This window comes from Maribacter polysaccharolyticus, from assembly GCF_028882255.1.
Taxonomy (GTDB): domain Bacteria; phylum Bacteroidota; class Bacteroidia; order Flavobacteriales; family Flavobacteriaceae; genus Maribacter_A; species Maribacter_A polysaccharolyticus.
Window position 1 is genome coordinate 118,290 of sequence record NZ_JARBUY010000002.1, and the last position, 25,410, is coordinate 143,699.

Below are 25,410 nucleotides of genomic sequence, written 5' to 3' on the forward strand. Positions count from 1 at the left end.
CTTTTCTTACGGGAATCATCGGAAGGTGGTTGATCTGCCCTAACGAACTCAGCTTCCTAAGTAATTCTCCATTATGATTAGGGGGTGTATACCAAATAATAGGTGATCAAGAATCCTTAGGTATTAAATACGGGTTCTACTTGGAATTTAGGAATTTACAACCTACGTTTTGGGTGAAAATATTTCCCTAATTACCGCTGGTGATATGCCCTAAAACCAATTCAACTGAAATTTCCCCCTGATTTTCGAAATCGTCATTGGCGACCAAATAGAGGGTTTGGTTAGACGTATGGGCGGTGGTATTACTAAAGTTTTTGGAAATGCTACCTGTACCAGTAGATACCTCGGTAAGCCAATAGTTACTGTTGGTACTGCTGCTGTTGGTAGATAAATAGACTTCCAATCCATCTTCCAAAGCCTCAAGGGTCGTTAAATTTACACTTTTCACGTAAAAATTTCTTGGGATATTGATATTCAATAATTGACTGGAACCGCTCCCTAATTCCACTTCCTCCGTACGTGTCCACGTATCCTGTTTTACCGCACTTTCCTGCTCGATCGTAAAATTGTTACTGGTGTCTACTACCTTGGCATAATTTTCATTGGAATTGGAGGCATATTGCATAAGCATACGCATAGAAAGCCCTAAGGGATCATTACTGATTTCCCGCCAACCATTGACTTCAATTTCATAGTGATTGTTTGCCCCATTGCTCAGTGTTTCATTATTATTAAAGATTATGGCTTTATAGGTATCTGTATTGTTATGGTTTTCAATGTTAAGACTTGAATTTAAAATCGTATTGTTGGATCCGCTTATACCGAAAGGTCCGTGGCTTGTTGCCCTTATTTCGTTGACATATACATGTACATTGTCCAAGGTAACGTAATCACCCGCCATAACATCCAATGGGTAGAGTTCTAATTCATCAGAATTATCTTTTATGGTCATATTACTTATCGAGACATTATTTAAAGTGCCAACGATACGCAAAGAGTTGAATCCCCAAGTCGGATTAAAGCGGTCTATTTGACTTTCAGCGTATATATTGGTGAAAACTGAATTTGTTATACCCCCCCAATCTCCTAATCCATCGGCACGATAAGATTTGTAATTATCTACCTTAACGTTTTCGACTTGCCCAACTAATTTCAATGAATGACAATACCCACTAAGTTCTTGTCTAACATCTGTAGTGCCTATCCAATCACCATAATCGATGATATTTGTCAAGGTTATATTATTGGGATATCCATCGACAACACCATCATTTAAATAAAATAAATGTGGAGGAGGAAAACGATAATCATTAGCGGCTACCCTACCACCCAAATAACTTCCGTCTTCATTTTGAAAATCAGAACATCTATATGCTTTTAAATTGTCTACCGTTAAATTCTCGACAACACCTTGCATACCCATAAGATACCCGTCAAATACGATATTGTTGAATATGATATTAGTCGGTATGTCCGTGGAATTGCCTGCGCCTTCCGTTGCAATTGTTTGGTCTGATGAATATTGTTCCTTGAACTTTATCACATACTGAGTGAATTTGTTCGCTGTTTCACCCTTTGCCTTGAAAGTAACATCTTCAAAAAGTACATTTTGTGAACCTTCAAAAGAAAAAATGGTATGAAATCCTGTAGTGCCTGCAAATGCAGGGTTCGTTGCTGAAAAAGTAATATTTCTATTGGCTGTTAAATAATCCTCAAGTTGTTGTTGGTTGAGGTGGTTATCGGTGGTTGTCTTCCAATCATAGGCGGCATCATATTCTTGGTCATATAAAAAAGTAATGTTCTTAATCGTGACATCTTCCGATAAGGCAATAAAGAAGGCTGGGGACAACAGGTTGTTGATGATTATATTCGCTTCATTCGCCCCCTCAATCCATGTTTTGTCCTCCAAGAATATTGCTTTCGTACCGGTTTCCTCCACATCAAGGAACATGTCCTTATCAACAAGGACCTTTAGCCCAAGGGATTCGGCATATGCCAAAGTCTTAACAAATGCATCCCTATCATCGGTAATCCCGTCCATAACCGCACCAAACCAATACGGCATAATATATTCATTTTCAATAGTGCCTGAAAGTGATACCGTATCTAATATTTGTGAAGAACTCTGGGAAGCAATCAGGGTTTCATTAGCTGTTAGCGTGCCATTGGTCAATAGGCCCCCATTAAAATAGAGGGTCACCCCCTCAGGTAGGGTTATACTTGCTCCTTCGAGATCGAATGATTCCGTGATTTCCCAAACGGCATTTTCATAATCTTCGGGTATATCGTTCCAGTCAAAATCAGAGGGTATGAGTAGGGCGTCTGCCAATTCCAAGCCGGTTAAATCTTCCAGGTTTTCTTCGATGATGAAATCTGTAAACAAATCAGAGTCCTTGGCACAGGAAAATTGAAAGAGAATTGCACAAATCAGTAAAACATAATGATAGGGGAAGGTGGGGTGAAATTTCATAGTACTGCTAATGGTTAAATATGCGTGGTCATTTATTTGGGGATATAAAATTATTTCAAAAATAAATATAATCGATATAAATTGGTGTTTTTTCGATAAACTGCACATTTAGTGTTACATAGAGTGCTGTTGGTCGATAAAAAATTGTTTGGGAACCAATAAAAAAAGGGTAAAATATTTCTTTTCATACCATTTTGAATAAGGTCATTACACCTTCTTTCTAAATTTTCAGAGCTTTATCATCACATGTTTTATGCCTTGATACACTATGTTTTAGAACACTGTTATTTGGTGTAAAGTAAGTTTTGGGAACTTAGGATATTTTAATAACGTAAATATATACGGTGAAGTTCTTCATAAGGATTTTTTGGGTTCACTTTTACCAATAATTTTTATTTACAAGCATTTGGATGCTGATAATGCAGTAAAAGAAACGTCAATTGTAATATTTTCAAGGATTAGATCAATCAAGAATATGCTTTGGGTCAAGAAGTTTGGAAGAAATTGGGGTGTTCCCTTTTTGGCCCTAAGGGTGGTAGCAACCATATCCAGACCCACTAGAACAATTTTATTTAGGTCGTTTGTAGTGAACTTTATGGGTTGACTCCGTTTCCCTGGATAAGCCACTGGGAATTCAGGGCTTAATTTCAGCAAGCTTACTGAATAAGTATTTTACTTAGGTATTCATTCTCTTGATTTTCTAAACTGATCAAATAAAGTCCATTGCTGATATTCGGTATTTGCAACTCAAAGGTATCTCCGTCTATTTCCAAAGTTTGGGACTTGATCAAGATACCCGATACCGTAAAAAAATGGATTTGATAAACACCTATTTCGGTTCCCGTAATCGTAACATTAGAGAAGGGTTGTGTGGGATTTGGATAAATTATAATGTCATCTTCCGGATCGCTGTCAACAATAGTGGCCTCGATCCGAAGCGCTTCTTGATTGGCCAATAGGCCTTCGTTGCTGCTTATTTCAATAGAGAATTGCTCATTTTCCTCATTAATGGTATCAGCTATGGTTTCTATATAAACTGTTTTTTCAACTTCACCCGGTTCAAATGTAACTTCTACAATAGTGGAATCATAGTCGTCTTGGTTAGCGGTGTTATTTTCGTAAATAATAGTTAAAACAATGTTTTCTTCACTCGATTTATCAAGGAATAATTTTATTTCCAAAGCCTCTCCTTCAACCGCCGATACGGTAGGGTTACCCGACAAAGTTGGTCTAATGGTTTCCGTGGGGGTAATGAAAATGGTCGCGGTATCGGTAAAACCGCCATCCACCGTGGTTACGGTGATGATGGCCGTTCCCTCTCCCATTGCGGTGACCAGACCGGAACCATCGACACTGGCCACACGGGTATCGTTAGACGACCATTCAACGGAGGTATCGGTCGCATCGGAAGGCAGAACTTCGGCAACCAACATCACGGTTTCCCCGACCATCAAAGTACTTTCGGAAGGGTCAAGTCTAATGCCCTGAACGGGTACGGGGTTACCTTCCTCGTTTATGGTTATGGTCGCCGTATCGGTAAAATTACCGTCCGCTGTGGTAGCGGTAATGGTAACGGTACCGATATCGAGGGCGGTAACGAGCCCATTTTGGTCTACGCTGGCGATGGCGGGGTCGTCCGATGACCAGGTGAGATTTTGGTTGGTCGCGTTGTTCGGGGCCACCGCCGCATTCAATTGTGCGGTTTCCCCCAAAGAAACGGAGGCACTGTTGGGGGTTACCTCGACACCGGTTACATTTACCACCGGAACCTCGACGGTTATCTCAGCAGTGTCGGTAAAACCGCCATCCACCGTGGTTACGGTGATGATGGCCGTTCCCTCTCCCATTGCGGTGACCATACCGGAACCATCGACACTGGCCACACCGGTATCGTTAGACGACCATTCAACGGAGGTATCGGTCGCATCGGAAGGCAGAACTTCGGCAACCAACATCACGGTTTCCCCGACCATCAAAGTACTTTCGGAAGGGTCAAGTCTAATGCCCTGAACGGGTACGGGGTTACCTTCCTCGTTTATGGTTATGGTCGCCGTATCGGTAAAATTACCGTCCGCTGTGGTAGCGGTAATGGTAACGGTACCGATATCGAGGGCGGTAACGAGCCCATTTTGGTCTACGCTGGCGATGGCGGGGTCGTCCGATGACCAGGTGAGATTTTGGTTGGTCGCGTTGTTCGGGGCCACCGCCGCATTCAATTGTGCGGTTTCCCCCAAAGAAACGGAGGCACTGTTGGGGGTTACCTCGACACCGGTTACATTTACCACCGGAACCTCGACGGTTATCTCAGCAGTGTCGGTAAAACCGCCATCCACCGTGGTTACGGTGATGATGGCCGTTCCCTCTCCCATTGCGGTGACCATACCGGAACCATCGACACTGGCCACACCGGTATCGTTAGAAGACCATTCAACGGAGGTATCGGTCGCATCGGAAGGAGAAACCGTATGGTTTAGTTGGAAGGTTTCGCCTATTTCCAGTATTTGGGTTTCAGGGTTTACCCCCACTCCCGTAACCGGGATGTCACTTGAAAGGGAATTTCTTTTTAAAAAAACGACCCAGCTTTGACTATCGTTATTAGGTGGGTTACCTATAGAAACAGCATTACCGGGGGCTGTACTTAAAAGTGAGCCGTTTTGGAGGCTGCCTCCGGTTTTTGGGTCAAACCATCGTATATCATAATCATCACTACCCTGTAAGTTAATGGTTGCCGATCCCCCGTTTTTCAAGAAAACAACATGGTATTCACCTAATTTCGACAGTAAGTAACCCGAACTGATGTTCTCGTTATTTGCAGACATTTCCCAAAAGGGGATTTGATTTTCCTCCAAAAACGCTTTTGCAAATCGCATTCTGTCATAATACGGGGCATAGTTGGTATAATCGGCCCCATTTACATCTCTTCCGCTACCGGCATAATAATGGATTCCTACGGATCCGGCACATATACTCGCCCATAAAGCATCGTTGGTCCAAGTTTCTATGTTGGGAAGGTCGCTGGCCGACCAAGGTTCGGTATATCTTACCACCCATTTTTTACCATCTTCATTTCCCATGTCCCGAAGATTGATTACTTCATTGTTCCCGTGGGTCGCATCGTCATAATCTCCTTGTAACGATATTGCGGTTAGGGAGTTGGTTCCCGAAAGGGCAGTTATTTGGGGGAAAATGGTAAAATCATAAGAAGGACCATTGTGTACGGTTATCAAGTCGTTGTAAGGGCTTAAATTTTCAATATAAGCAGCGGCTTCATCAATTTGGCTTGCCGAATACTGATCCACTCCTGCAGACCAATTGGCCTCTTCCCCAATATTCCAAATTACATTTAAGTATCCAAACCGGGCAATCAATTCCCTATAATATATTTTTCGACTATTGGAGAAATTACTTGATGCGATGCCTTCTTGATCTTCAAACCAATTAAGGTTTTCCGTTTCCAGTAACACAAATTCTTGGACAATGCCCTTTTCGTACATATGGTCAAAAACGATTTCCCATTGACTCAACTTTGAAACATCATAGGTGGTATATTCGGTTTTATTGGGGAAAGGATAAGCCTTTTTGCCATCACCTGTAATATTATTGGTAAGGAAATAATGTACATTCATCCCTTTGCTGGCCAAATAATTGACGGCACCTATAATTTCGGTGCCTTTTCCATCCTGCCATGAAGGGTCGTCGTTGGTGTAATAACCCGAAACGGAAGCATATTCATTATTCGTTTCCGTGGCATCGAAATCCGAATATTCCAAAAAAGTTTCAGGAGAATCTGCGCCTACTTCAAAAAAATAGTCCCCATTTGCGAATTGAGGGGCGTATTTTCCTACATAGCTTAATTTGCCCTTTGCCTGAAAATCATTACCTGTTTTATCTGTAGCGGAAACGGAAAAAGTTCCTGATTGACCATCGAATTCCCCACCGTTACCTCCACCGTTTACGGCAACATCGGATCCCGTTTTGAAGCTTACCGAATAAGTGTAATTTCCTATTTCATTAGGCACGAAGTTAATACGCCATTTAGTTCCTGAAGTTGCGGATGTTTCTGCCGCATTCCCGTCAGCGGCAAAATAACCGGGTACCGAATAATTGTTTCCCGAAGGACTTGTTACGACAACATCCATCCTGACATTCTCGTAAGTTGTTGCCGTCTCAGAATAGATTGAAGCGCTGTCGAAAGTTAAGGTCACTTTATGGTATTGTTTCAATTCACCTGAAATCGAAGCCTGGGAGAATAGGGCATTGGAACAAATCATAAAAATTGCAATACAAGTAAATATGGGTCGACTTGGGCTAGTGAACATCATAAATTGGTTATTATATATCCTTTACTTACGCAAAAAACAAAATTATGGACTATTAATTGCCTTAATTTCAGGGGTATTTTTGGTTTTCAACTACTTTTTTGACCTTTTTTCGATGAAATGCGGAATTAATTTCCCGAATTCGTATACATTTTAAGATAAAAATTGTTTGTCAATTGAAATGGATTCCAAAAAACCAACGGGAGCAAATTATTTTCATGCGTAACCAATATTGGCTATAAAGGGTTATGGTCCCGAGAATTTCATTCAGGCATAAAACGAATATGGCAACGTTATTGGTATACCATTGCATGTAGACAATAATGGTTTCCTCGGAAAGGGAAGGGTCGGGGTCTAAAACGTGGTCATGATTAAATTCCAAGCGTATATTTAAAATTACAAACTGATAAAAGCGTTCGGGACTTTTCCCCCTTCTTTCAAATGATTTCCGTTTACCCATAACCCATCTATCGATATGTATGCCATAAGAACCATCCTAGGAGACACAATACCGGCAATTAGAAAGAAAATGCAACAATCAATTCAATTTTTTCAGTAGGGTATCCGGGGTGAATAATAATCCGATGTGCTATTGAAAAAAAGATGTGGTGTTATTAATCACAAAGGATGAACACCACATCTTTGTTGTAGATATTTATTTCGATTTTATTTTAACAGTCATCTTAATCAGCTTCAATTTTATTTTTTAATGATGAGTTCATAACCAAACACGGTCCCTTTAATTGTACTGAAATTCACATGATAGACCCCGTCTTCCAATCCAGAAGCATTAACTTGGTAAAGGCCTTCCCCTATTTTCAGTGGTTTGGCATCAACTGATTTGGCCAATCTACCGTTCATGTCGAACATTAATATTTTTGAAAGTTCCACATTAGGGTCAGATAGGCTTATTTGGAACGAAGATGGAGTTGGGTTGGGATAGAGTGCGATGTCCAAATATTCGGATTCTGGATCCAATACGTCAATTTGCATTGGGAGACTTAGTTCTTCAGTGTTATTTTCTAAAAGACTGCCTTTTGAGGTACTGGCATCGGTGATAGAGAATTGCAATGTCAATGAACCGAGATTTGTTCCGGTGCCATTGCTGCCATCGTAGGCTATGGCATTGACGGTATAATTTCCGGAAGGCATTTGTCTTACATAATAATTGCCGTTGGTATCACCGAAAAATGCGTAGGGAGCTGCATTTTCCGTCCTGGAGCTATTTATTTGTCCTGATATGGACAGATAGACACTACCTACGGTTGCTGGAGTCGTATTGGCCCTAATATTCAGTCCCATCCCTTGGACATCATTGATGTCGATCTGCATTCCTTCCGTCAAATCAAATAGATCTATGTCGGTATCGGCATTAATCAAGGTAAAACCTTCAATACCGCTTTCAACGATGTCTGAGACGCCTTCCAATGGAATAATCGTTTGGTCCGTAGCACCATGGTTGATGACCAAGTTCGCCATAGCCCCATTTAGGGTGTCATTATATGCCAAAACCAAGGTATGTTGCACGTTGGATTTGAGTAGAACGTTGGTCAGCTCTCCGAATTCAATACTGAAATCACTGGCATTTGTTCCTGTAAGTTGCATTGAACGGATATATATGCCTTGATCACCACCACTAACATCCAAGTCCAGGTTTATTGAGGAATTGGCATCGATCTGAACATTTGTCGGACCATTCAGCGCACTTGGAATGATCGGAGATCCAGCAGGGCTTGAAGTTCCAAGGGATTCCATGTTCTTTTGGTTGCCTCCACCTCGGTCCGGGGAACCGGCAGTAATGAATATACCACCACCGGATATGATCGCTTGGGTCCCATGACGGTCATAATTCATATCGGCCAATCGGGTCCAAATTCCTGTTTCAGGGTTGTATTCTTCCGTGATTTTGAGGGCGTCATCAGTGTTGGTGCCATAGACCAATTCATTTTGAACTTCCCCTCCCATAACGACTAATTTACCGTTGAGATTACCCACTGAAGGAGCAGCCCTGGGTGTGGGCAAATTTTCACTTTCAGGAAGTGAGCTCCAAGTCCCTGAACTAAAATCGAATACATCCACTTCAGGGATGACAGGTTTAAAGGTTCCTCCTGTGCCTCCCGAAAGTCGACCGCCAGCAACATAAAGTTTGTTTCCGATTACTGTGGCATGGAAGTGGTCCCTTGCTCGAGGGGCATCATCCAATGCAGTCCATATTCCGGTTGCTGGGTCGTATTCATCAAACCAGGGAACATAGCCTCCATTATGGCCTATAGTATTCCCTGCCACGATATAGAATTTATCATTGTAAATGACAAGACCAGCAGCACCGCGTTTTCTTGATGATGGAATTTCGGGACCTTGAATCCATTCTTGGACAACAGGATCAAAAGCCCATATGTAATCGGCCGGGGCTTCGTTTGGATAACTGTTGTTTTTGAAGGCACCAATGACCCAAATAAGACCTTGGTATTCCGTTGCTTGGAAATGGTTGAATTCGAAGGGAGCGGAATCTGTCAATGTAGTCCAACTATTACTTTCATAATCATAGATGTCCAAAGTTTTTGCGTTTTCACGACCTCCCATCAAATAAAATTTATCCCCAGCCTGAACGAAGGAACATTCATGTCGGCCTGTATAATCCTCGTTCTCCTCCAAATCGATCCACGGGTCGGGTGCGGGTTCGACCGTCCATGTAAAGGTAATCGTTTCGGATGTTGCACCGGGTTTGTCGACCGTTACGGTCACCAAATGTTCCCCATCACCGTTGGCCCCTCCGGTGATCGCCGAGGCATCTATGGAGCCAAAGATCTGTCCATTGGTCGGTTCTATGTCGACCCCCGAAGGTTGGTCGGATATGCTATAGGTGAAGTTTTCGTTGGGATCCCCCCCGGAGGCCGCAACTGCTAGATCGACCATATCGTCGACCTGATTGATCTGGTCGGCTATGGGTTCGATTGTTATGGGCGAGTACTGTGTACCTGCCCCAATAACCTCAATGGCGGATATTTTCGGTTGGTCCTTACCACCATCACTGGAAAGTGAGGAAAAGTCGATGTTCAATTCCCCATCCGTGACCGATGTTATAAAGGAATTGGTGACCGGTGTATCGGGCCCAACATCGGCATAGATGTCATAATTGTCCAGCACCGGGGCCCCTTCGATGTCCACATCGAAAATACGTCTGCCCACTCCCCCCGAAGGGCCTCCCGTAGCCCCCCAATAGATTTCGGCAAAATGGAGGATAACGGTATAATCGCCATTGTTGACCGGTATGGCATAGGAAAGGATGCCCGATGTCCCATATCGTTCGGTTTGATACAGTTGGGGCAATGATGGGTTGGAGGTGTTTTGATGTATCAATCCCCCATCAAAGTACTGGTCGGCATCGAAGGTGTCCCCGTCGAAAGTGATCTGCTCCCCACCGGTGTTCATCTGTAAGGAATAAGTTGGGTCGGGTGTGGGTTCGACCGTCCATGTAAAGGTAATCGTTTCGAATGTCGCACCGGGTTTGTCGACCGTTACGGTCACCAAATGTTCCCCATCACCGTTGGCCCCTCCGGTGATCGCTGAGGTATCTATGGAGCCAAAGATCTGTCCGTTGGTCGGTTCTATGTCGACCCCCGAAGGTTGGTCGGATATGCTATAGGTGAAGTTTTCGTTGGGATCCCCCCCGGAGGCCGCAACCGCTAGATCGACCATATCGTCGACCTGATTGATCTGATCGGCTATGGGTTCGATCGTTATGGGCGGGTACTGTGTACCTGCCCCTATAACCTCAATGGCGGATATTTTCGGTTGGTCCTTACCACCATCACTGGAAAGTGAGGAAAAATCGATGTTCAACTCCCCGTCCGTGACCGATGTTATAAAGGATTTGGTGACCGGTGTATCGGGCCCAACATCGGCATAGATGTCATAATTGTCCAGTACCGGGGCCCCTTCGATGTCCACATCGAATACACGGTTGCCAATACCACCCACTGAGGCTCCACCCATAGCCCCCCAATAGATTTCGGCAAAATGGAGGATGACGGTATAATCGCCATTGGTGACCGGTATGGCATAGGAAAGGATGCCCGATGTCCCATATCGTTCGGTTTGATACAGTTGGGGCAAGGATGGGTTGGAGGTATTTTGATGTATCAATCCCCCAACAAAGTACTGGTCGGCATCGAAGGTATCCCCGTCGAAAGTGATCTGCTCCCCACCGGTGTTCATCTGTAAGGAATAAGTTGGGTCGGGTGTGGGTTCGACCGTCCATGTAAAGGTGGTCGTTTCGGATGTCGCACTGGGTTTGTCTACCGTTACGGTCACCAAATGTTCCCCATCACCGTTGGCCCCTCCGGTGATCGCCGAGGCATCTATGGTGCCAAAGATCTGTCCGTTGGTCGGTTCTATGTCGATTCCCGAAGGTTGGTCGGATATGCTATAGGTGAAGTTTTCGTTGGGATCCCCCCCGGAGGCCGCAACCGCTAGATCGGCCATATCGTCGACCTGATTGATTTGATCGGCTATGGGTTCGACCGTTATGGGCGGGTACTGTGTACCTGCCCCAATAACCTCAATGGCGGATATTTTCGGTTGGTCCTTACCACCATCACTGGAAAGTGAGGAAAAGTCGATGTTCAATTCCCCATCCGTGACCGATGTTTCAAAGGATTTGGTGACCGGTGTATCGGGCCCAACATCAGCATTGATATCGTAATTGTCGAGTATGAGGCTTCCCTCAAGGTCGACATCGAATACACGGTTGCCAATACCACCCACTGAGGCTCCACCCATAGCCCCCCAATAGATTTCGGCAAAATGGAGGATGACGGTATAATCCCCATTGGGAACAGGTATGTTGTAGGCAAAAGTCTTGGAAGGGTCGTTGCGTTCGGTTTGGTATATCAAGGGTAATGATGGGTTCGAAGTATTTTGGTATATTGATTCACCTACAAAATACTGGTCCTCATCAAAGATATTACCGGTATACGTCGTCTGATTACCACCGCTATTGATTCGTATTATACTATTTGTCAGTTCAGCGGTAATTGGGACAATGGTGGGGGAATTGGTGCCGGTATGGGTAATCACCATATCGGCATTCTTGGTGCCGGCAGTATTGTCCGGGGTGATATTGAGGGGCAGGGCCAATTCTGCTCCAGGACCAATTTGAACAGGTAAAGCCGTAGAAGTGCCGAATAAGGAAGAATCTGGCCCGGTAATGGTTATTTCCGTGATTTCTATGGATCCTGAAGCGGGGCTACCGGTGTTGTTGGCCGTGATATTCATCTCCGAAACACCCGAACTTACCGCAAGGGTCCCAAAGTCTATGGAATCTGGGTCTAGGGAGAGCTCCGAAGGTTGGTCGGCCGTTATATTGATGAAGTCCCAAGTAGCCGTAAATTCCGGGGCTGGTCCGGCAGAAGTGGCTATAATACCTACCGCCATGCCTTGATTGTCACTGGGGTCCAAAAAGTTGTTGGGCAATGTAATGGCCGATCCCAGCGAAAGGACGGTCGTACCTCCATTTAAGGAGTAAAAGGGTTGGGCTGAATTCGCGGTAGGGTCTATGCTGACATAAAGGTCTACAGCCGTAGCCTCTAAAAGTCCCGCTACATCAAAGGTGGTTGTGGTGGGGGTACCATTATTTTCCACGGTTACTTCAAATCCATCTATCCCATCACTGTTGGTAATGCCGTCCATGATCACGACTTTCAGGTAATTATCCTGATCCCCATTGCCTATATATATCCCAACCGACTGAAAATCTTCAGGAGGGGTTCCGGAAAATGGGTCCTCAACTTCGGCATGAACCGTAAAAGGGGGGGAGGTATTGTCAACATTCACTCCAAATTGAAAACCATTATCCTGATTGTTTAGGCTGCCTAGGGCATCCCCATCGCTTACGGCATCCAAAGTGGCTTTGCCCCCGGCACCACCAAAAGAAAGGTTGTCGGGGTCATATTGGTTTAAATAGTCGGTTGTGCCATTGGTCATCCATCCTGTGAATCCAAGTCCTGCGAATCCTGTTCCCGGGTCATTGTTCCAAAAAGGATAATTAATGGGAAGATTGGTCGTGGTGCCATTGTCTGCATCTGTAGCAAAAGCGTCCATAACATCCGGAATCCCATCGTTGTCGTCATCGGGGTCATTCAAATCGGATATAAAATCCCCATCGTTGTCATTTGGTTTCGAACCTCCTGAACAGTGATTGGTCCCGTTGTCAATTTCATCCGCATTGGTATATCCATCCAAATCGGAGTCCGCTAACGGATCGTAATCTGGGTCTCCCACTTGTGGGCAATTACCAAAATCCGTAGGTTCGAAAACCGTAATATTATCGGAACCGTAAGTCACGGCCCAAATTGTTCCCGGGAATATATCAGCATCACCTTGGGCGATGACATCCAAGGGGATATCTCCGAAACCTACAAGAAAACTATTGTCCTTGGCCTCAAGGCCATCTCCGGTTGTATTGAGTTGGTACCGATTGATCTGACCTCCAAATGATGTAGATAATATATCCCCCTGCATGGCGCCATTAAAATTTGTAGCTGTATACTCACAAATGCCATTAGTGGAGGAGCTAACTACGTCAAGAATATTAACTTGTGGGTTACCAATGTCTCCGGCTAGAAAGAATCCCTGCCTTGGGTCGTCCGGAAAATCAGCTATATTGAAAGAATTATTGAAATACCCAGAACTACCAACCAGCAAATCTTCAAAATTATAAGAGCTTTCCACAATCCAATCCGAACCGTTGAATACATGTTTGATCACTCCTGCCCGGGTTGGAAAGGAGCGAATGGGAGATGGATGCCCCCCGTAGTAGGTGCGGTTGGCATCATAGATCGTTCCTACATAGTGTAACGCATCGCCAATTGTACTACTGCCTGATTCATTTAATTCATTAGTAATATAATCGCCAGACTCCGGGTCATAAGTAGTGGTGGATTCATCGCCTTTCCTGACGTTGGCACTGGTATATATGACGGGAACTCCTCCCCAAGATGAATTTCCTCCATTATCACCCGTATAGATTTTGCCGTCAGTCGTAATGACCACATCATAAGCATTTCTGTAGCCGGGTGAAAATATTTGAACCGGGCCTCCTACTTCCACAATAGCCTGATTAAATCCGTCGTTTCCCCCGAATGGATCACCTAGGTCGATGGTGGCATTGTACATCGGATGTCCTGCAGCATAAGGGAATTCCGGATTGGTATTGTCAATGTCTTGCCGCTCGGGATCGTTCAGTGTCGGAAGGTCATAGATATATTGTACCGATCCTTGACGAGTATCAATGTATGGTCCCCCATTGGCCTGTTCCATCTGCTCCAATTGGGTAATATTGATGATTAAGAGTGCCCCTGAAAGATAGGTTTCCTGTGTACCGCCAAAATTGTTGCTGGGTGCCCCCTTATTGGTGTTGCCTCCTTGTTGTAATAAGATGTAGGTGTTTCCCCCTAATTCGAAAGAGTCCATACCGTTGGTCGCATGGTTTTCTTCACAACGGGGTAATCCGCGCACTAAATCTACCTTGTCCCAATTGCTACCTGTCCAGGTAAGTCGTGATAGTACGCCTGAATTCGTGTCCAAATTGGAGTCTGTTCCAGGGCCTCCTCCTCCTATTCTCGAATCGGATGAACTTACGTAAATTATAGGATTGGCTGAGGTTCCTGCTGTTAATAAACCTGTTACCTGGCGAGATGTAGATGAATTGATTGTGCCATCATCGTTGTGGTTGGGCACCCCTAACTTGATAAGGTCAATGACGGAACTATTGGTAATCGAATAGGTACCCGACCCCGGTGCTGCCGAATCACGAACAATACCGTATTCCAAGATAAGACCATTCTGTTGAGATACATATAGTAGATCATTGGGGCCAAACTCCATCGAAGTGGGATTGTAAATAGTTTCACCTGCGACGTTGGAGGCATTAAAACTTTGGCCAGTTCCCTTCGTGAAAAATAATAACATAAGGACCAATGTGGAATACAATGACAAAGGTCGATGCATAAAAGCGTAAAAATCCATCATATAAATAATTTTAAAAAAACAATTGGGGGATAATATTCATTTCTTAAACCATAGGCGAGCCTTAAGGAATAGATAAGGCTATAGGTTTAAAAACCAGCTTAAGTAGAAAGCAAATGAGAACAAAACTTGGGGAAGTTTTAACTGCAATGAATCAAAATTCAAACAAATGCATCGCGATGCCAAGTTGAAATTAAAATCAATAAAAAGTTTAGAGAATAACGAAGAAAAGCATGCTTGTTCACTTTCGTTTTTCTTTGCAATAAATGTATTTAAAAATAAATTTATCAACAATTAAAATGTTAAATAAAATACACTATTGTAGAATATAGTTCAATTAAATATGAATAAATGAATTTGAGGGTGGTGAAATTACAGAATATGCTAAAGTCCGCTTTTATTACCGGAATAGAACAAAAAGCAATTATCGATAAACGGTAAATATTCAGGACAAAAGGCATTTGTGAAAAATTCAACCTTATCTTTTATGATTATTCGGTTAATTACGGGATGAATTTTTTACGCTGAATCTATAATACGGGTTAAAATGCAGAAAGAGGTAGAATTTTGTAGTGATTTTTATCATAAATTTTTGTTTTCAGGTATTTAAATGCAGATAATTAAGAAAAGTAAGAGAGAATTGTAATATCTGCAAGTTTTAAAGGATTCGTAAAAATATTGCTTTTGTGGTGCCGGAAGTTTTGCTTCTTACTCGCCTCATCGGAAAAGTAAATGTATCGCCCCGAACATCTTGAAATTCTTCAAGCTCTATTTTGGGGTTTTTAAAACAATACGATCATCACCACTTTACACAATAGATTATAAGTCGAAATAATAATTTAATTTTTCGATCAGTTTGGGCCCACTACAATTGGTTACCTGAATGCGCCCTAGGCGCAATGGAGTGGAGTTTCGGGTGATTACCGCTTCCTCTGTGGTAAAACCTAAAGGTATATTGTTTTGCTTTACAACCGAAAGTGTCTCATCGTTATGATTACCGTAAGGATAGGCGATGGCATTGATCTGAGGAAATCCCATGGCAGCAAGAAAATTTTTGCTTCCGGTAATTTCTGAGGTTTGAAATTCTGTAGAATGATAGGCCAAAGCAGGATGGGTCATGGTATGTATGCCTAAACTAAATAATTCGTTTTGCGCTAAATTTTCCAATTCCCCACGGTTCATAGGATAGTTTTCAGGTCCTTGGGACGGGGTATGATCGGCCCATTTACGTATTACCTCTAAAATCCCTGATATTTCGGTAAGCGATAGGGGCTTTAAAAGTTCCCATAGTTCAAGATATGTTTTGCAACGATTGGTCGGTGGGGGTGCAGGCCAAACCCAGGATTGATGTTTTGTCCTGATTTCCTCGTTCAAAGGTTCGCCCTCAAAGTGAAATGTATACTTTTTTTTGCCTATGGAAAGTGTCAGGTTCGGAGGGAGTTTTGTTGCATGAAGGAAAATGGATTCCAATTCATCCCACCAAAACAATTCGTTTTGCCCTACAAAATGGGTGGGAATAAAGAAAGTGGCCGGACAACCATGGGTTTCCAATACCGGTTTTGCATATGTGAAATTATCCCGATAGGCATCATCAAAGGTAATGTATATGCTTTTTGGTTTGATCTTACCATCCTTGAATTGTTGCATTAGATCACTAACGGGCAATACATGAAAGTTATTCTTCAACGCCTTGATCTGCGTTTCGAAATTAGTTGGATTCACTGCCAATTGCCAAGGGTCTGTTTTAATAGTGCATACACGGTGATACATAAGGACAATGGCCTTGGGTTCCTTAGGGCGTAAATACTTTTTGATCCTTGAAATCATGCTAGCGTTCGTTATTTTACGGCACTGACCGTGATTATTACCTGATAATGTGGGTCGTGGTAGTCCAATTTTTCCTTGGGAATCTCAGGAAGTCCCATTCCATATAAAAATGCGCTGGCCACCAAAACGTTCCCATAGGTGTTGATGGAGGTTTTATCCTTCTGGAAGTGCTCCCCCATTATCTTTTGCATGGAGACATCGGTAAATGACCATAGCCAGTATTTGCCCCATTCATCTTGGCCAATATGGCTGATGCCGGGCACGGTCAATAATAAGGTTCCACCAGGTTTCAAAATCCGATAACAGGTCTCGATTGCCGCTTTATAGTCATAAATAAGGTGAAGGGTCTGGGTAAGTACGATACAGTCAAAAGTATTTGAAGGTAGGTGTGGGGCATTGCTTAAATCCCCGATATATGTGGCTTGTTCATTGGAGTCATCCACATGTAGAATATCGCTTTTGGTAATCTTACTCCCCCCAAATTCCATCGTGTACGCATTATCACCTATCTCAAGTACCCTACCTCTGATCAAAGACGAACTTTCCCTTAAAAAGTTTTCTATATAATAGCGGTCTACAGGACCACCGCGATCATAACCGAATTCCGTACTTATGGGGGTAGTCCTATTGAGACTACCCAAATTCACTTTACCTGTCGTTTGATACGTTTTCTTTATTGCGTTGAGTATACGTTTAGGGATCAGTTTTTTTATGTTATCCTTGATTTTTGGATGGATCGCCTCTTTTAGGTATTTCATTTTTCCGGTTTTTAACTTTCTGTAAAGTAGTGGGCTATTATTTTCCAAAGGCTTTATATCATTTAAGGTGAAGTCCGAATTTTTAATATCCAATTGATTGAGAACATGGTCAACTATTTTTTCGGAATAATAATTTGTCCATGATTCCACTCCAATTAAAAGTGATTTCTTTTCTTTGGATGTTTTGAGTTTTTTCCCCTGTGCCTCTAAAATTAGTAGTACATACCTCATCATCTCAGTGTAATTTGAGGACATATTATGGCCGTGCTGCCTATAAACGGCTATTAATCGGGTATGGTGTACCATAGGAAAAGACCTTGTTAATTGAAGATATAAATCATAGTCTTCACAATATCGTAAAGCGGTATTGTAAGCAAATTTTTCAAATACCCAACTTCGGTACATTACGGTGGCATGCATACCGATAAAGTTGCCTTCCAACATTTTGCAATAGTGGTTTTCGGTTACTTCTTGTTGAATGGTCTGGATTTTTCCTTCCGGCTCAAAGTAGCGTTTATGGCCACCCGACACGAATGCTGCGTTGACATTGGATTTCAAATAATTGAGATTGATTTCCAAAGCCTCATCTAAAAGCCAATCGTCAGCATCCAAAAACACGACATAATCCCCGTTAATATGTTTGGTTCCCATGTTTCTGGCGGCTGATAAACCGGCATTTTCCTGATACACATAGTTCACTTCAGGGTAATTGGAGCATACGCTCTTCGTATCATCCAAAGACCCGTCGTCAACGACAATTACTTCAAAATGTCGATAGGATTGGGCATAAACGCTTTCAATTGCCTTTGGTAAATACGTTCCATGGTTGTAGCAAGTGATGACCACTGAAACTAGGGAGGGGGTTGAGTTTAAAGGTTTTGCCATAGCGTTGGTTAGGGGGTTGATGGTGGTTTGTGTTTATGGTTATGGTAAAAACGTATCCCGGATATAAGACCTTTTATTTCGCTCCATAGGGTCTGGTACCGAAATCCATAATTCGGGAAACCGGATAGGAGTAAGGAAAGATAATAATTGGGTAGTTTAAAATACAAATATTTTTTATACCCAACTGCTTTGTTTTGGGCATGCTGTATGAGTACCGAGGCCGAATGTCCACGCATATACCCGAACAGTTGCTTGTGAAGCTGAGCCATTTCCTTTCGATGTTCGTGAAAGACATAGGCCCTAGGGTTGTAATGAATGGCCATATTGTTGGCCAACATGCGAAACCATATTTCGGAATCCCCGCTGCAACCGGCAGCACCGACATCCAATCTATCATCAAAATAATTGACCTGTTCAATGGCCTTTTTTCGAAAGGCCATATTGGCACCTGCACCAATATCCCATACTTTTGGTGCACCTGGGGCTTTAAGGATGAAATCGCCGGTAAAATGGATATCCCGATAGCCTTTGTTGAATCCCCAATGTTTTTCGAATAGCTGTTGGCTTTCGGTCTCAAGGGATGAAGCGATCACCAAACCCGTCATCGCATCGATATCTTCTTGTAAGAAAGTTTCCCAAATGCGGAAAGCCCATAAGCGGTCTACCGATACATCGTCATCGGTATAGGCCACTATGGGGAACGAGGCCAACCGTGCACCGGTATTCCTGGCTATATCCAATCCCGGCCGTGGTTCTTTATGGTAACTGACACTGGGGTATAAGGCTACGGCGGATTTTGTACTATCGTCTGAGGGAGCGTTATCAACGACAATGATTTCCCGAGGCTTACAGATTTGTTTGCTTAAACTATCGAGACATTTTTTTAAACTTTCGCTGCGGTTTCGGGTACAGATCACAACAGATACATCAACCTCATCTGGTATGTTCAAAGACCTGTAGGGAGAAAGTATTTCATCCATGACCTTTGAAAATTCTAAAAAATCCTTGGTGCTATAAGCTTGTGCGATATGGTCTATTTGTTGCTTGTCGGCTTTGTAATGGGTCAACGTGGGGATTATTACGTCCAAGATCTCCATTCCAAGATCGGCAATCCCGACTTCTTCCATATATAAATGACCGAGGGGTATTTTGTGCCACCAAAAAACATAGTAATACCTTTTGCCCGGTTCAGGAATCGGAACAAATGAAGAGCCCTTTTCTTCCAATTGTACATATTGTGTGATGTAAGGAGATCCGTTTAGCATGGAGATTGTATTATTTTGGGTGCTTTTTTTTAAATATACTTCGGTAGGGGTCGGTCCACATATGTAGCAGTAAGCGGCTTATTCTTGAAATGATATGCCAGTCTATGTGTATGCCTAATATGGTTTTGATTTGGTTATAGGCGATTTTATTGTTCCTATGGGAAAACCAAGGTACATACGTATCTTCCAGTATCCAATGCGCAAAGTTCTTTTTGGCCGTTTTAAGCATTCTTCGGCGGTCTTTTTGGGGCAGATAATTCATTATTGCCGAGGTGACTTTTGCAATATCCTTTACGTTTTGTCCTGTTTGATAACTGTGCCAAGTAATTGAATTTTTATGTTCCCTGTATTCAGCAAGGAATTCTGGGATATAAGCCGTCTCATATTCTTTGGCTATCCGTGCCCACATCTCCCAATCCTCACCATAATGTACTAAATAAAAGCTTCCTAACTTCTCATAGACTTCCCGTTTCACGGTCATGGCCACATATTGTAGACGGGGTCGCTCCGCAAGTTTATATATCCAGTTCTCCAATAGGCAAGGATAATCGGCTTCCAGATGGGATCGACGAGTGAAATTACCTTCGCCATTTATATACTCCCATGCGCAGGAAGCTGCGCCTGCCTGTGGGAATTTATTGAATATATCCGTTACGGAATGGTAATATCCTTGTTTGATCCGATCATCACCATGTAACAGGTGGATATATATACCTTTTGAACGATTGATGCAGGTTTCGAAATTTCTAAGGCTACCTAAATTCGTTTTTTGTCTATAGTAGCTTACGCGACCATTACCTATGGTTTTTACAAGGTCTTCTACATTCGCGTCGGTACTACAATCATCTATGACCTCGATCTGCATCAAATTTGGGCCCATATCCTGTTGTAATACACTCTGTATGGCCTCGGGCAAATATTGGGAACAATTGTAGGCCGGAATCATCACAGACCATAACGGGCGGGGTAATCCATCCGTAATGGGGGCGATTTTTGGCGGGGTCTGTGGTATCCTTTCCAATTTATTTCTGTATATAATTACATTTCCATTTTTAGGAATGACTTCAGTTTCGCGAGTATTTTTTTCTTGGAATTATATAAAATGGGATATTTCAAGGGGCGTAAAGCCTTTTTTACCATTAAATCTAGTTGAGGGTCTCGGATGTTGTTTTTGTCTAAATAAGACATGAACCATTCGAGATAGTATTTTCGTACTTTAGTGTAAAGGCCAGCTGAATGAACCGTTTTTACGATGGACTCTTGACGTTGGCGGTACATGTTATTGCAGGCCGATGAAATATACACGCTTTCCTTTAAATATATTTTACTTAAAAAGGCTTGGTCTTCGTACAAAGCATATTCCCGTTTAAAGGATTCCTCAAAATATCCCACATTTTCGATCGCCTTTCTTTTTGCCATTAATGAAGATGGGCAAGGAGCTGCACCGTCTCCTAAAGGATAAAGTAGGTACATTAAATGTGGGGGGTCATAAATCTTATCCGGGCTGGCACCAACTCGAATCAAGACATTGTCCAACCCGTCATCGTCCCAATTATACCAATAGGATGATGCCTCGGCCAATAAGCCAATGGATGGGTTTTTATTAAAAATAGCGACTTGTTCGCTTAATTTTGTAGGTAGCCAAATATCATCCGCGTCAAGAAAAGCTACCAAATCGCCTTTTGATTTTCTTATTCCTTCATTCCTGCTGGCACTAAGCCCCTTGTTTTTATGGTTATGATGGTCATGATAATGGATCTTGCCTTTAAATTTTTTCTCAAAATCCAAAGCTATGGAAGGGCTATTGTCGGAAGACCCATCGTCAATCAAAAAAAGTTCCCAATTTTCATAGTCTTGCTCAAGCACACTGTTTACTGCTTCTCCTAAAAATTTCTCCTCGTTTAAAAAGCAAATTATGATTGAAACTAGTGGTTGGTCTTGACTATTCATCCTTGATTTGTTGTTTTATATAAAGTTATAACCCTGAGTTTTCGTAAACTTGTTGCTTGTTTTGGTTGATAAATCCATACGGGCAATACGATTATAGTTAGTCATGAATTTCAGTTTGTCTGGTGATTACGGGGAATTTTGGGCGAACATATCCCATCCATTTTCCGTACCAATTGATATTTTCCCTAAAATCGGCCACCTCAAAAGATAAACACGCCTCGTAATAATACAATTGCTTGGAAGAATTTTCAACGAAGATGAGGGAAATATAATATGACCCATCATTTAGGAAATCTCCCGGTATATGGCATTCTCCTTCGATGATTCCTTTTTTATATAGCAGTGAATCATGGGAAACATCAAAAATACATTCACCTGAAATAGTAAAAAGGTGTACACCTACGGCCAATAGAATGTTTTCACTTGCATTATAAAAGCGAAATTTAACGGTCAGTGGGGTCCTGATGTCCACAACGGAAAGCGCATCAACAAAATGGGGTGTTAGTTCTGTATAAAGTACGCGAATGAAATCATTTCCCGGCGCTTCGTTCAATGTATGGAACTCCTTAATCCAATTTTGTTTTTGCAGTGTGCTCAAATATTGGTTCACCACCGTTTTTGCATTTCCCCTGGCGCATACACTTCCTTTGTCCAACCACAATGCCTTGGAGCAAAGATTACTTACGGCCTGTAGATTGTGGCTGACGAATATAATGGTACGACCACTTTTGCTGGACGCTTCATTCATTTTTCCTAGGCATTTCTTTTGGAATTCCGCATCACCTACGGCCAAAACTTCATCGATAATAAGGATATCCGGCTCTAAATGTGCGGCTACCGCAAAGGCCAATCTAACATACATTCCGGAAGAATACCTTTTTACCGGGGTATCGATAAATGCCTCAACTCCGGCAAAATCAACGATTTCATCAAATTTCCTGGATATCTCGGATTTTTTCATTCCAAGGATATGACCACTGATATAAATATTTTCCCTACCGGTAAGTTCCGAATGGAATCCTGTTCCCACCTCAAGCAAACTACTGATGTGGCCCCGTCCTCGAACGATACCTTCGGTAGGTTTTATGATGCGCGATAATATCTTCAATAGGGTTGATTTTCCGGCACCATTGTGACCGATAATGCCTAAGGCCTCACCTTCTTTTAGTTCAAAGTCGACATTTTTGAGGGCCCAAATGACCTCGGAAGTATCAACCTTTTTACCTCCCCTGATATACTGGTCTGGATTTTGCTTTTTTAAGACATTACGCTCCCACCACGATTGCATATCACGACGTAATGATCCGGAGCCTATGGTACCCAGTCGATATAATTTGGAAATATTTTCAGCCTGTATTACTATATCGGACATAATTTTTTATAAGATATCAATCAATTTATCACTCATTTTATTGAACAGCATAATCCCTAATAGAACAATGACCACCATAAAACTAAAACTATAAAGAAGCTGGATCGCATTTACGTTGTCGATGCCTAAAAATGCAAACCGGAAATACTCAAAGAGGGCGGATAATGGGTTGAGGTGCGCTAACCATTGAAATTTTTGGGGAACCATACTCATGGTGTAAAAAACGGGACAAATAAACATAAGCAAGCGTATAACGAGCTGTATCAACGACAAAAGGTCCCGGTATTTGGCGGTAAGGACAGAGAATATCAAACCGCCCCCAAATCCGATACCTGCAGTTATGATGATTACCGGAAAAACCAAAAGCCCTTGACCGGCATTAAAGTCGACCAGTCCACTGAAATAACAGAAAAGATAAACGGCAACAAGCAATAGTAGCTGGATACCAAATAATATCAACTGCAGCCAGAGGGTCGAAAGTGCAACTATAATTCTAGGGAAATACACTTTACTGAAAATTTCAACATTTTGGAAAAAGGTATTTGACGTTTGCATGAACGTTTCCGAAAACAGGTTCCAAAGGGTAATACCGATTAAATTAAACAAAAATGGAGGTACACCTCCCGTAGGAATGCCGATAACTTCATTGAACACAACAACATAGGTAATTACGGTTAACAGTGGTCTGATCAATGCCCAAAATGGTCCTAATAGGGTTTGTTGGTATAATCCTAAAAATTCTTTCCTGGTCAATTGCAGCAATAGATCCTTAAAGGAATAAAGTTCGGCCAAACTAATGTTCCACCATGATGTCCCGGGTTTGATCTCCCATTCCCAATTAGTAGTACCAAGGCTATTGGTTTTGTCGTTCATAGTATTTTGGATCTACTGTTCTTAATTGATTCAATCTTTTTTCCCTTCCTTAGGATGCTTTCAATTTGCTTGTATCTTAGAATATACATGGCATAAAAGCGTATTATCCAATAGAGTGTAGTAAGGTCCTTACTCATGCCCCAAGCTCCCTTAACTTGCCTCAAGGCGGCTTTTCTATGGTTTAAAAGTAGGCTGTTGGCACATTTAACGGTGTATTGGGCAGTATCTGCCAAGGCAGCTTTTTTTATTTTGGATCGCTTATGTTCAGGTAAATACTGCTGTATGATATCGATTACCTTTCCCATGTCCAAAAAATTTTGACCACTAAGAAAACTTTTCTGGGTAATGCCACTTCTGGGATCAAGCCTGTAAGAAGCAAGATGTTTAGGGGAGTAGGCTACCGGAAATTTGGAGCCTATCCTCGCATACATCTCCCAATCTTCACCGAAATGGACCGCAAAAAAACTGCCCAATGCTTCAAAAGTGGTACGCTTGATTACTATTGCTGGAGGTTGGAGAAGATTCTTTACCGCTATCTTGTCAAAAAAATCGGGAATGATTCCCGGTTGCTCTAGAATACTATCCTTTTTTTTGGCAACCAAACGGCTAGCATTATCGATAAAATTGAAATTCGTATAGGCCGCCCCTGCTTTTGGATAATCACGGAACAAAGCCGCTATTTCATCGTAAAAACCGACTTCTATCCTATCATCACCATGGAGGAGATGAATGTACTTTCCTTTTGAACGATTGATGCAGGTTTCGAAATTCCGTAAACTTCCCAGATTTTCTTTTTGTCGGTAATAACCAATTCGTCCTTTACCTATTTTCTTTACCAATTCTTCAACATCACCATCCGAACTACAATCGTCCACAACTTCAATCTGCATCAACTCCTGACCTGCATCCTGCTGTAGGACACTTTCCATCGTTTCTTTAAGATAATCCATGCAGTTGTAAACAGGGATCATTACCGACCAAAGTGGATTGTAGTCACCTGAATAGGGTTTTATAAGTGGTGGATGATCGGGAATACGTTTGAACATATACAATCTACTTTCAGCCGATATTACGCATAAAGATTAAACGCAAGTTAATTGTAAATAACTTGCAATGAATATTAAAAATAACTAAAATTTTAATTTTAGTATGTGATGATTTCACATTAATATCAGCGGTATTTTGTCATTGTCCTTTTTATCACATCTTTTGTTTTGGATATAATATCATTGCTAGTTAACTAGGGTAATGATTTTTGGCTTAATCACATTAACCTTTGTTTTAAGGAAGGACAGGTTACCATGGTAGAACACTGCTTTTTATTCTGGGATTCGCTCTGGATTTACGATTCATTCATGACTTGCCCTAGAAGATTATAGTTGTTTTATTGTTGGGGGTATTTTGCTTCAATAAGCAGAAGAGTGCCAATTAGTTGGAATTATTTGTATTTGCAGACTTCGTAAGTCCCGCCCGAACGTGTTGAAGTTGAAAAAGCACAAACTTTTAGGAATTTGGGATTACTGTTTAGAGGCAGTTGGGGCTTTGAGACGGCCTATTTTCATTTTGGTAGTAAATCAAGGAATTTCCACTTCGGCTTTGGGAATCCATCCATAAAGCATTTCACTTTAGTGAAAGGGGCCTGGATGGTGCGGCTGTGGAAAGT

General features: G+C 42.2%; 11 protein-coding genes. All 11 read right to left on the reverse strand.

The annotated features are described in order from the left end of the window. Positions 1–187 precede the first annotated feature (187 nt). The 11 genes from PHU20_RS06520 to PHU20_RS06570 all read right to left on the reverse strand — a co-directional run bounded on the left by PHU20_RS06520 (position 188) and on the right by PHU20_RS06570 (position 24,793). Positions 188–2,470, reverse strand: coding sequence for a hypothetical protein (locus PHU20_RS06520; RefSeq protein WP_274824556.1), 2,283 nt, complete (start codon positions 2,468–2,470; stop codon positions 188–190). 656 nt (positions 2,471–3,126) lie between these two features. After that, a complete protein-coding gene (locus PHU20_RS06525) occupies positions 3,127–6,741 on the reverse strand; it encodes an Ig-like domain-containing protein (protein WP_274824557.1) in 3,615 nt (1,204 codons plus the stop codon). A gap of 747 nt (positions 6,742–7,488) precedes the next feature. Further along, the gene (locus PHU20_RS06530) at positions 7,489–14,820 is read right to left on the reverse strand and encodes a malectin domain-containing carbohydrate-binding protein (RefSeq protein WP_274824558.1); all 7,332 of its coding nucleotides are present in this window, start codon (positions 14,818–14,820) and stop codon (positions 7,489–7,491) included. An 816-nt stretch (positions 14,821–15,636) separates the two neighbouring features. Continuing rightward, positions 15,637–16,644 carry a polysaccharide deacetylase family protein gene (locus PHU20_RS06535; RefSeq protein WP_274824559.1) on the reverse strand — a complete coding sequence of 336 codons (1,008 nt, stop codon included), beginning with the start codon at positions 16,642–16,644 and terminating at the stop codon, positions 15,637–15,639. 11 nt (positions 16,645–16,655) lie between these two features. Then, complete coding sequence (locus tag PHU20_RS06540) at positions 16,656–18,287, reverse strand: glycosyltransferase (RefSeq protein WP_274824560.1); 1,632 nt, start codon at positions 18,285–18,287, stop codon at positions 16,656–16,658. A gap of 8 nt (positions 18,288–18,295) precedes the next feature. Then, entirely contained in the window at positions 18,296–19,552 is a 1,257-nt protein-coding gene (locus PHU20_RS06545; RefSeq protein ID WP_274824561.1) for a glycosyltransferase family 2 protein, read from the reverse strand. Between the two features lie 10 nt (positions 19,553–19,562). Next, a complete protein-coding gene (locus PHU20_RS06550; protein WP_274824562.1) occupies positions 19,563–20,573 on the reverse strand; it encodes a glycosyltransferase family 2 protein in 1,011 nt (336 codons plus the stop codon). Between the two features lie 17 nt (positions 20,574–20,590). Beyond that, positions 20,591–21,502: a glycosyltransferase family 2 protein gene (locus PHU20_RS06555; RefSeq protein WP_274824563.1), complete on the reverse strand. Its 912-nt coding sequence runs from the start codon at positions 21,500–21,502 to the stop codon at positions 20,591–20,593. 97 nt (positions 21,503–21,599) lie between these two features. Continuing rightward, positions 21,600–22,874, reverse strand: coding sequence for an ABC transporter ATP-binding protein (locus tag PHU20_RS06560; protein WP_274824564.1), 1,275 nt, complete (start codon positions 22,872–22,874; stop codon positions 21,600–21,602). Between the two features lie 6 nt (positions 22,875–22,880). Continuing rightward, positions 22,881–23,747: an ABC transporter permease gene (locus tag PHU20_RS06565; RefSeq protein ID WP_274824565.1), complete on the reverse strand. Its 867-nt coding sequence runs from the start codon at positions 23,745–23,747 to the stop codon at positions 22,881–22,883. Further along, on the reverse strand, positions 23,744–24,793 hold the full coding sequence (locus PHU20_RS06570; protein WP_274824566.1) for a glycosyltransferase family 2 protein: 1,050 nt from the start codon (positions 24,791–24,793) through the stop codon (positions 23,744–23,746). The genes PHU20_RS06565 and PHU20_RS06570 overlap by 4 nt, the downstream gene beginning before the upstream one ends. Positions 24,794–25,410 lie beyond the last annotated feature (617 nt).

Bases quoted from the DNA above. Each gene is read 5' to 3' on its own strand.
- PHU20_RS06520 (WP_274824556.1), bottom strand. From the start codon at position 2,470: ATGAAATTTCACCCCACCTTCCCCTATCATTATGTTTTACTGATTTGT.
- PHU20_RS06525 (WP_274824557.1), bottom strand. From the start codon at position 6,741: ATGATTTGTTCCAATGCCCTATTCTCCCAGGCTTCGATTTCAGGTGAA.
- PHU20_RS06530 (WP_274824558.1), bottom strand. From the start codon at position 14,820: ATGATGGATTTTTACGCTTTTATGCATCGACCTTTGTCATTGTATTCC.
- PHU20_RS06535 (WP_274824559.1), bottom strand. From the start codon at position 16,644: ATGATTTCAAGGATCAAAAAGTATTTACGCCCTAAGGAACCCAAGGCC.
- PHU20_RS06540 (WP_274824560.1), bottom strand. From the start codon at position 18,287: ATGGCAAAACCTTTAAACTCAACCCCCTCCCTAGTTTCAGTGGTCATC.
- PHU20_RS06545 (WP_274824561.1), bottom strand. From the start codon at position 19,552: ATGCTAAACGGATCTCCTTACATCACACAATATGTACAATTGGAAGAA.
- PHU20_RS06555 (WP_274824563.1), bottom strand. From the start codon at position 21,502: ATGAATAGTCAAGACCAACCACTAGTTTCAATCATAATTTGCTTTTTA.
- PHU20_RS06560 (WP_274824564.1), bottom strand. From the start codon at position 22,874: ATGTCCGATATAGTAATACAGGCTGAAAATATTTCCAAATTATATCGA.
- PHU20_RS06565 (WP_274824565.1), bottom strand. From the start codon at position 23,747: ATGAACGACAAAACCAATAGCCTTGGTACTACTAATTGGGAATGGGAG.
- PHU20_RS06570 (WP_274824566.1), bottom strand. From the start codon at position 24,793: ATGTTCAAACGTATTCCCGATCATCCACCACTTATAAAACCCTATTCA.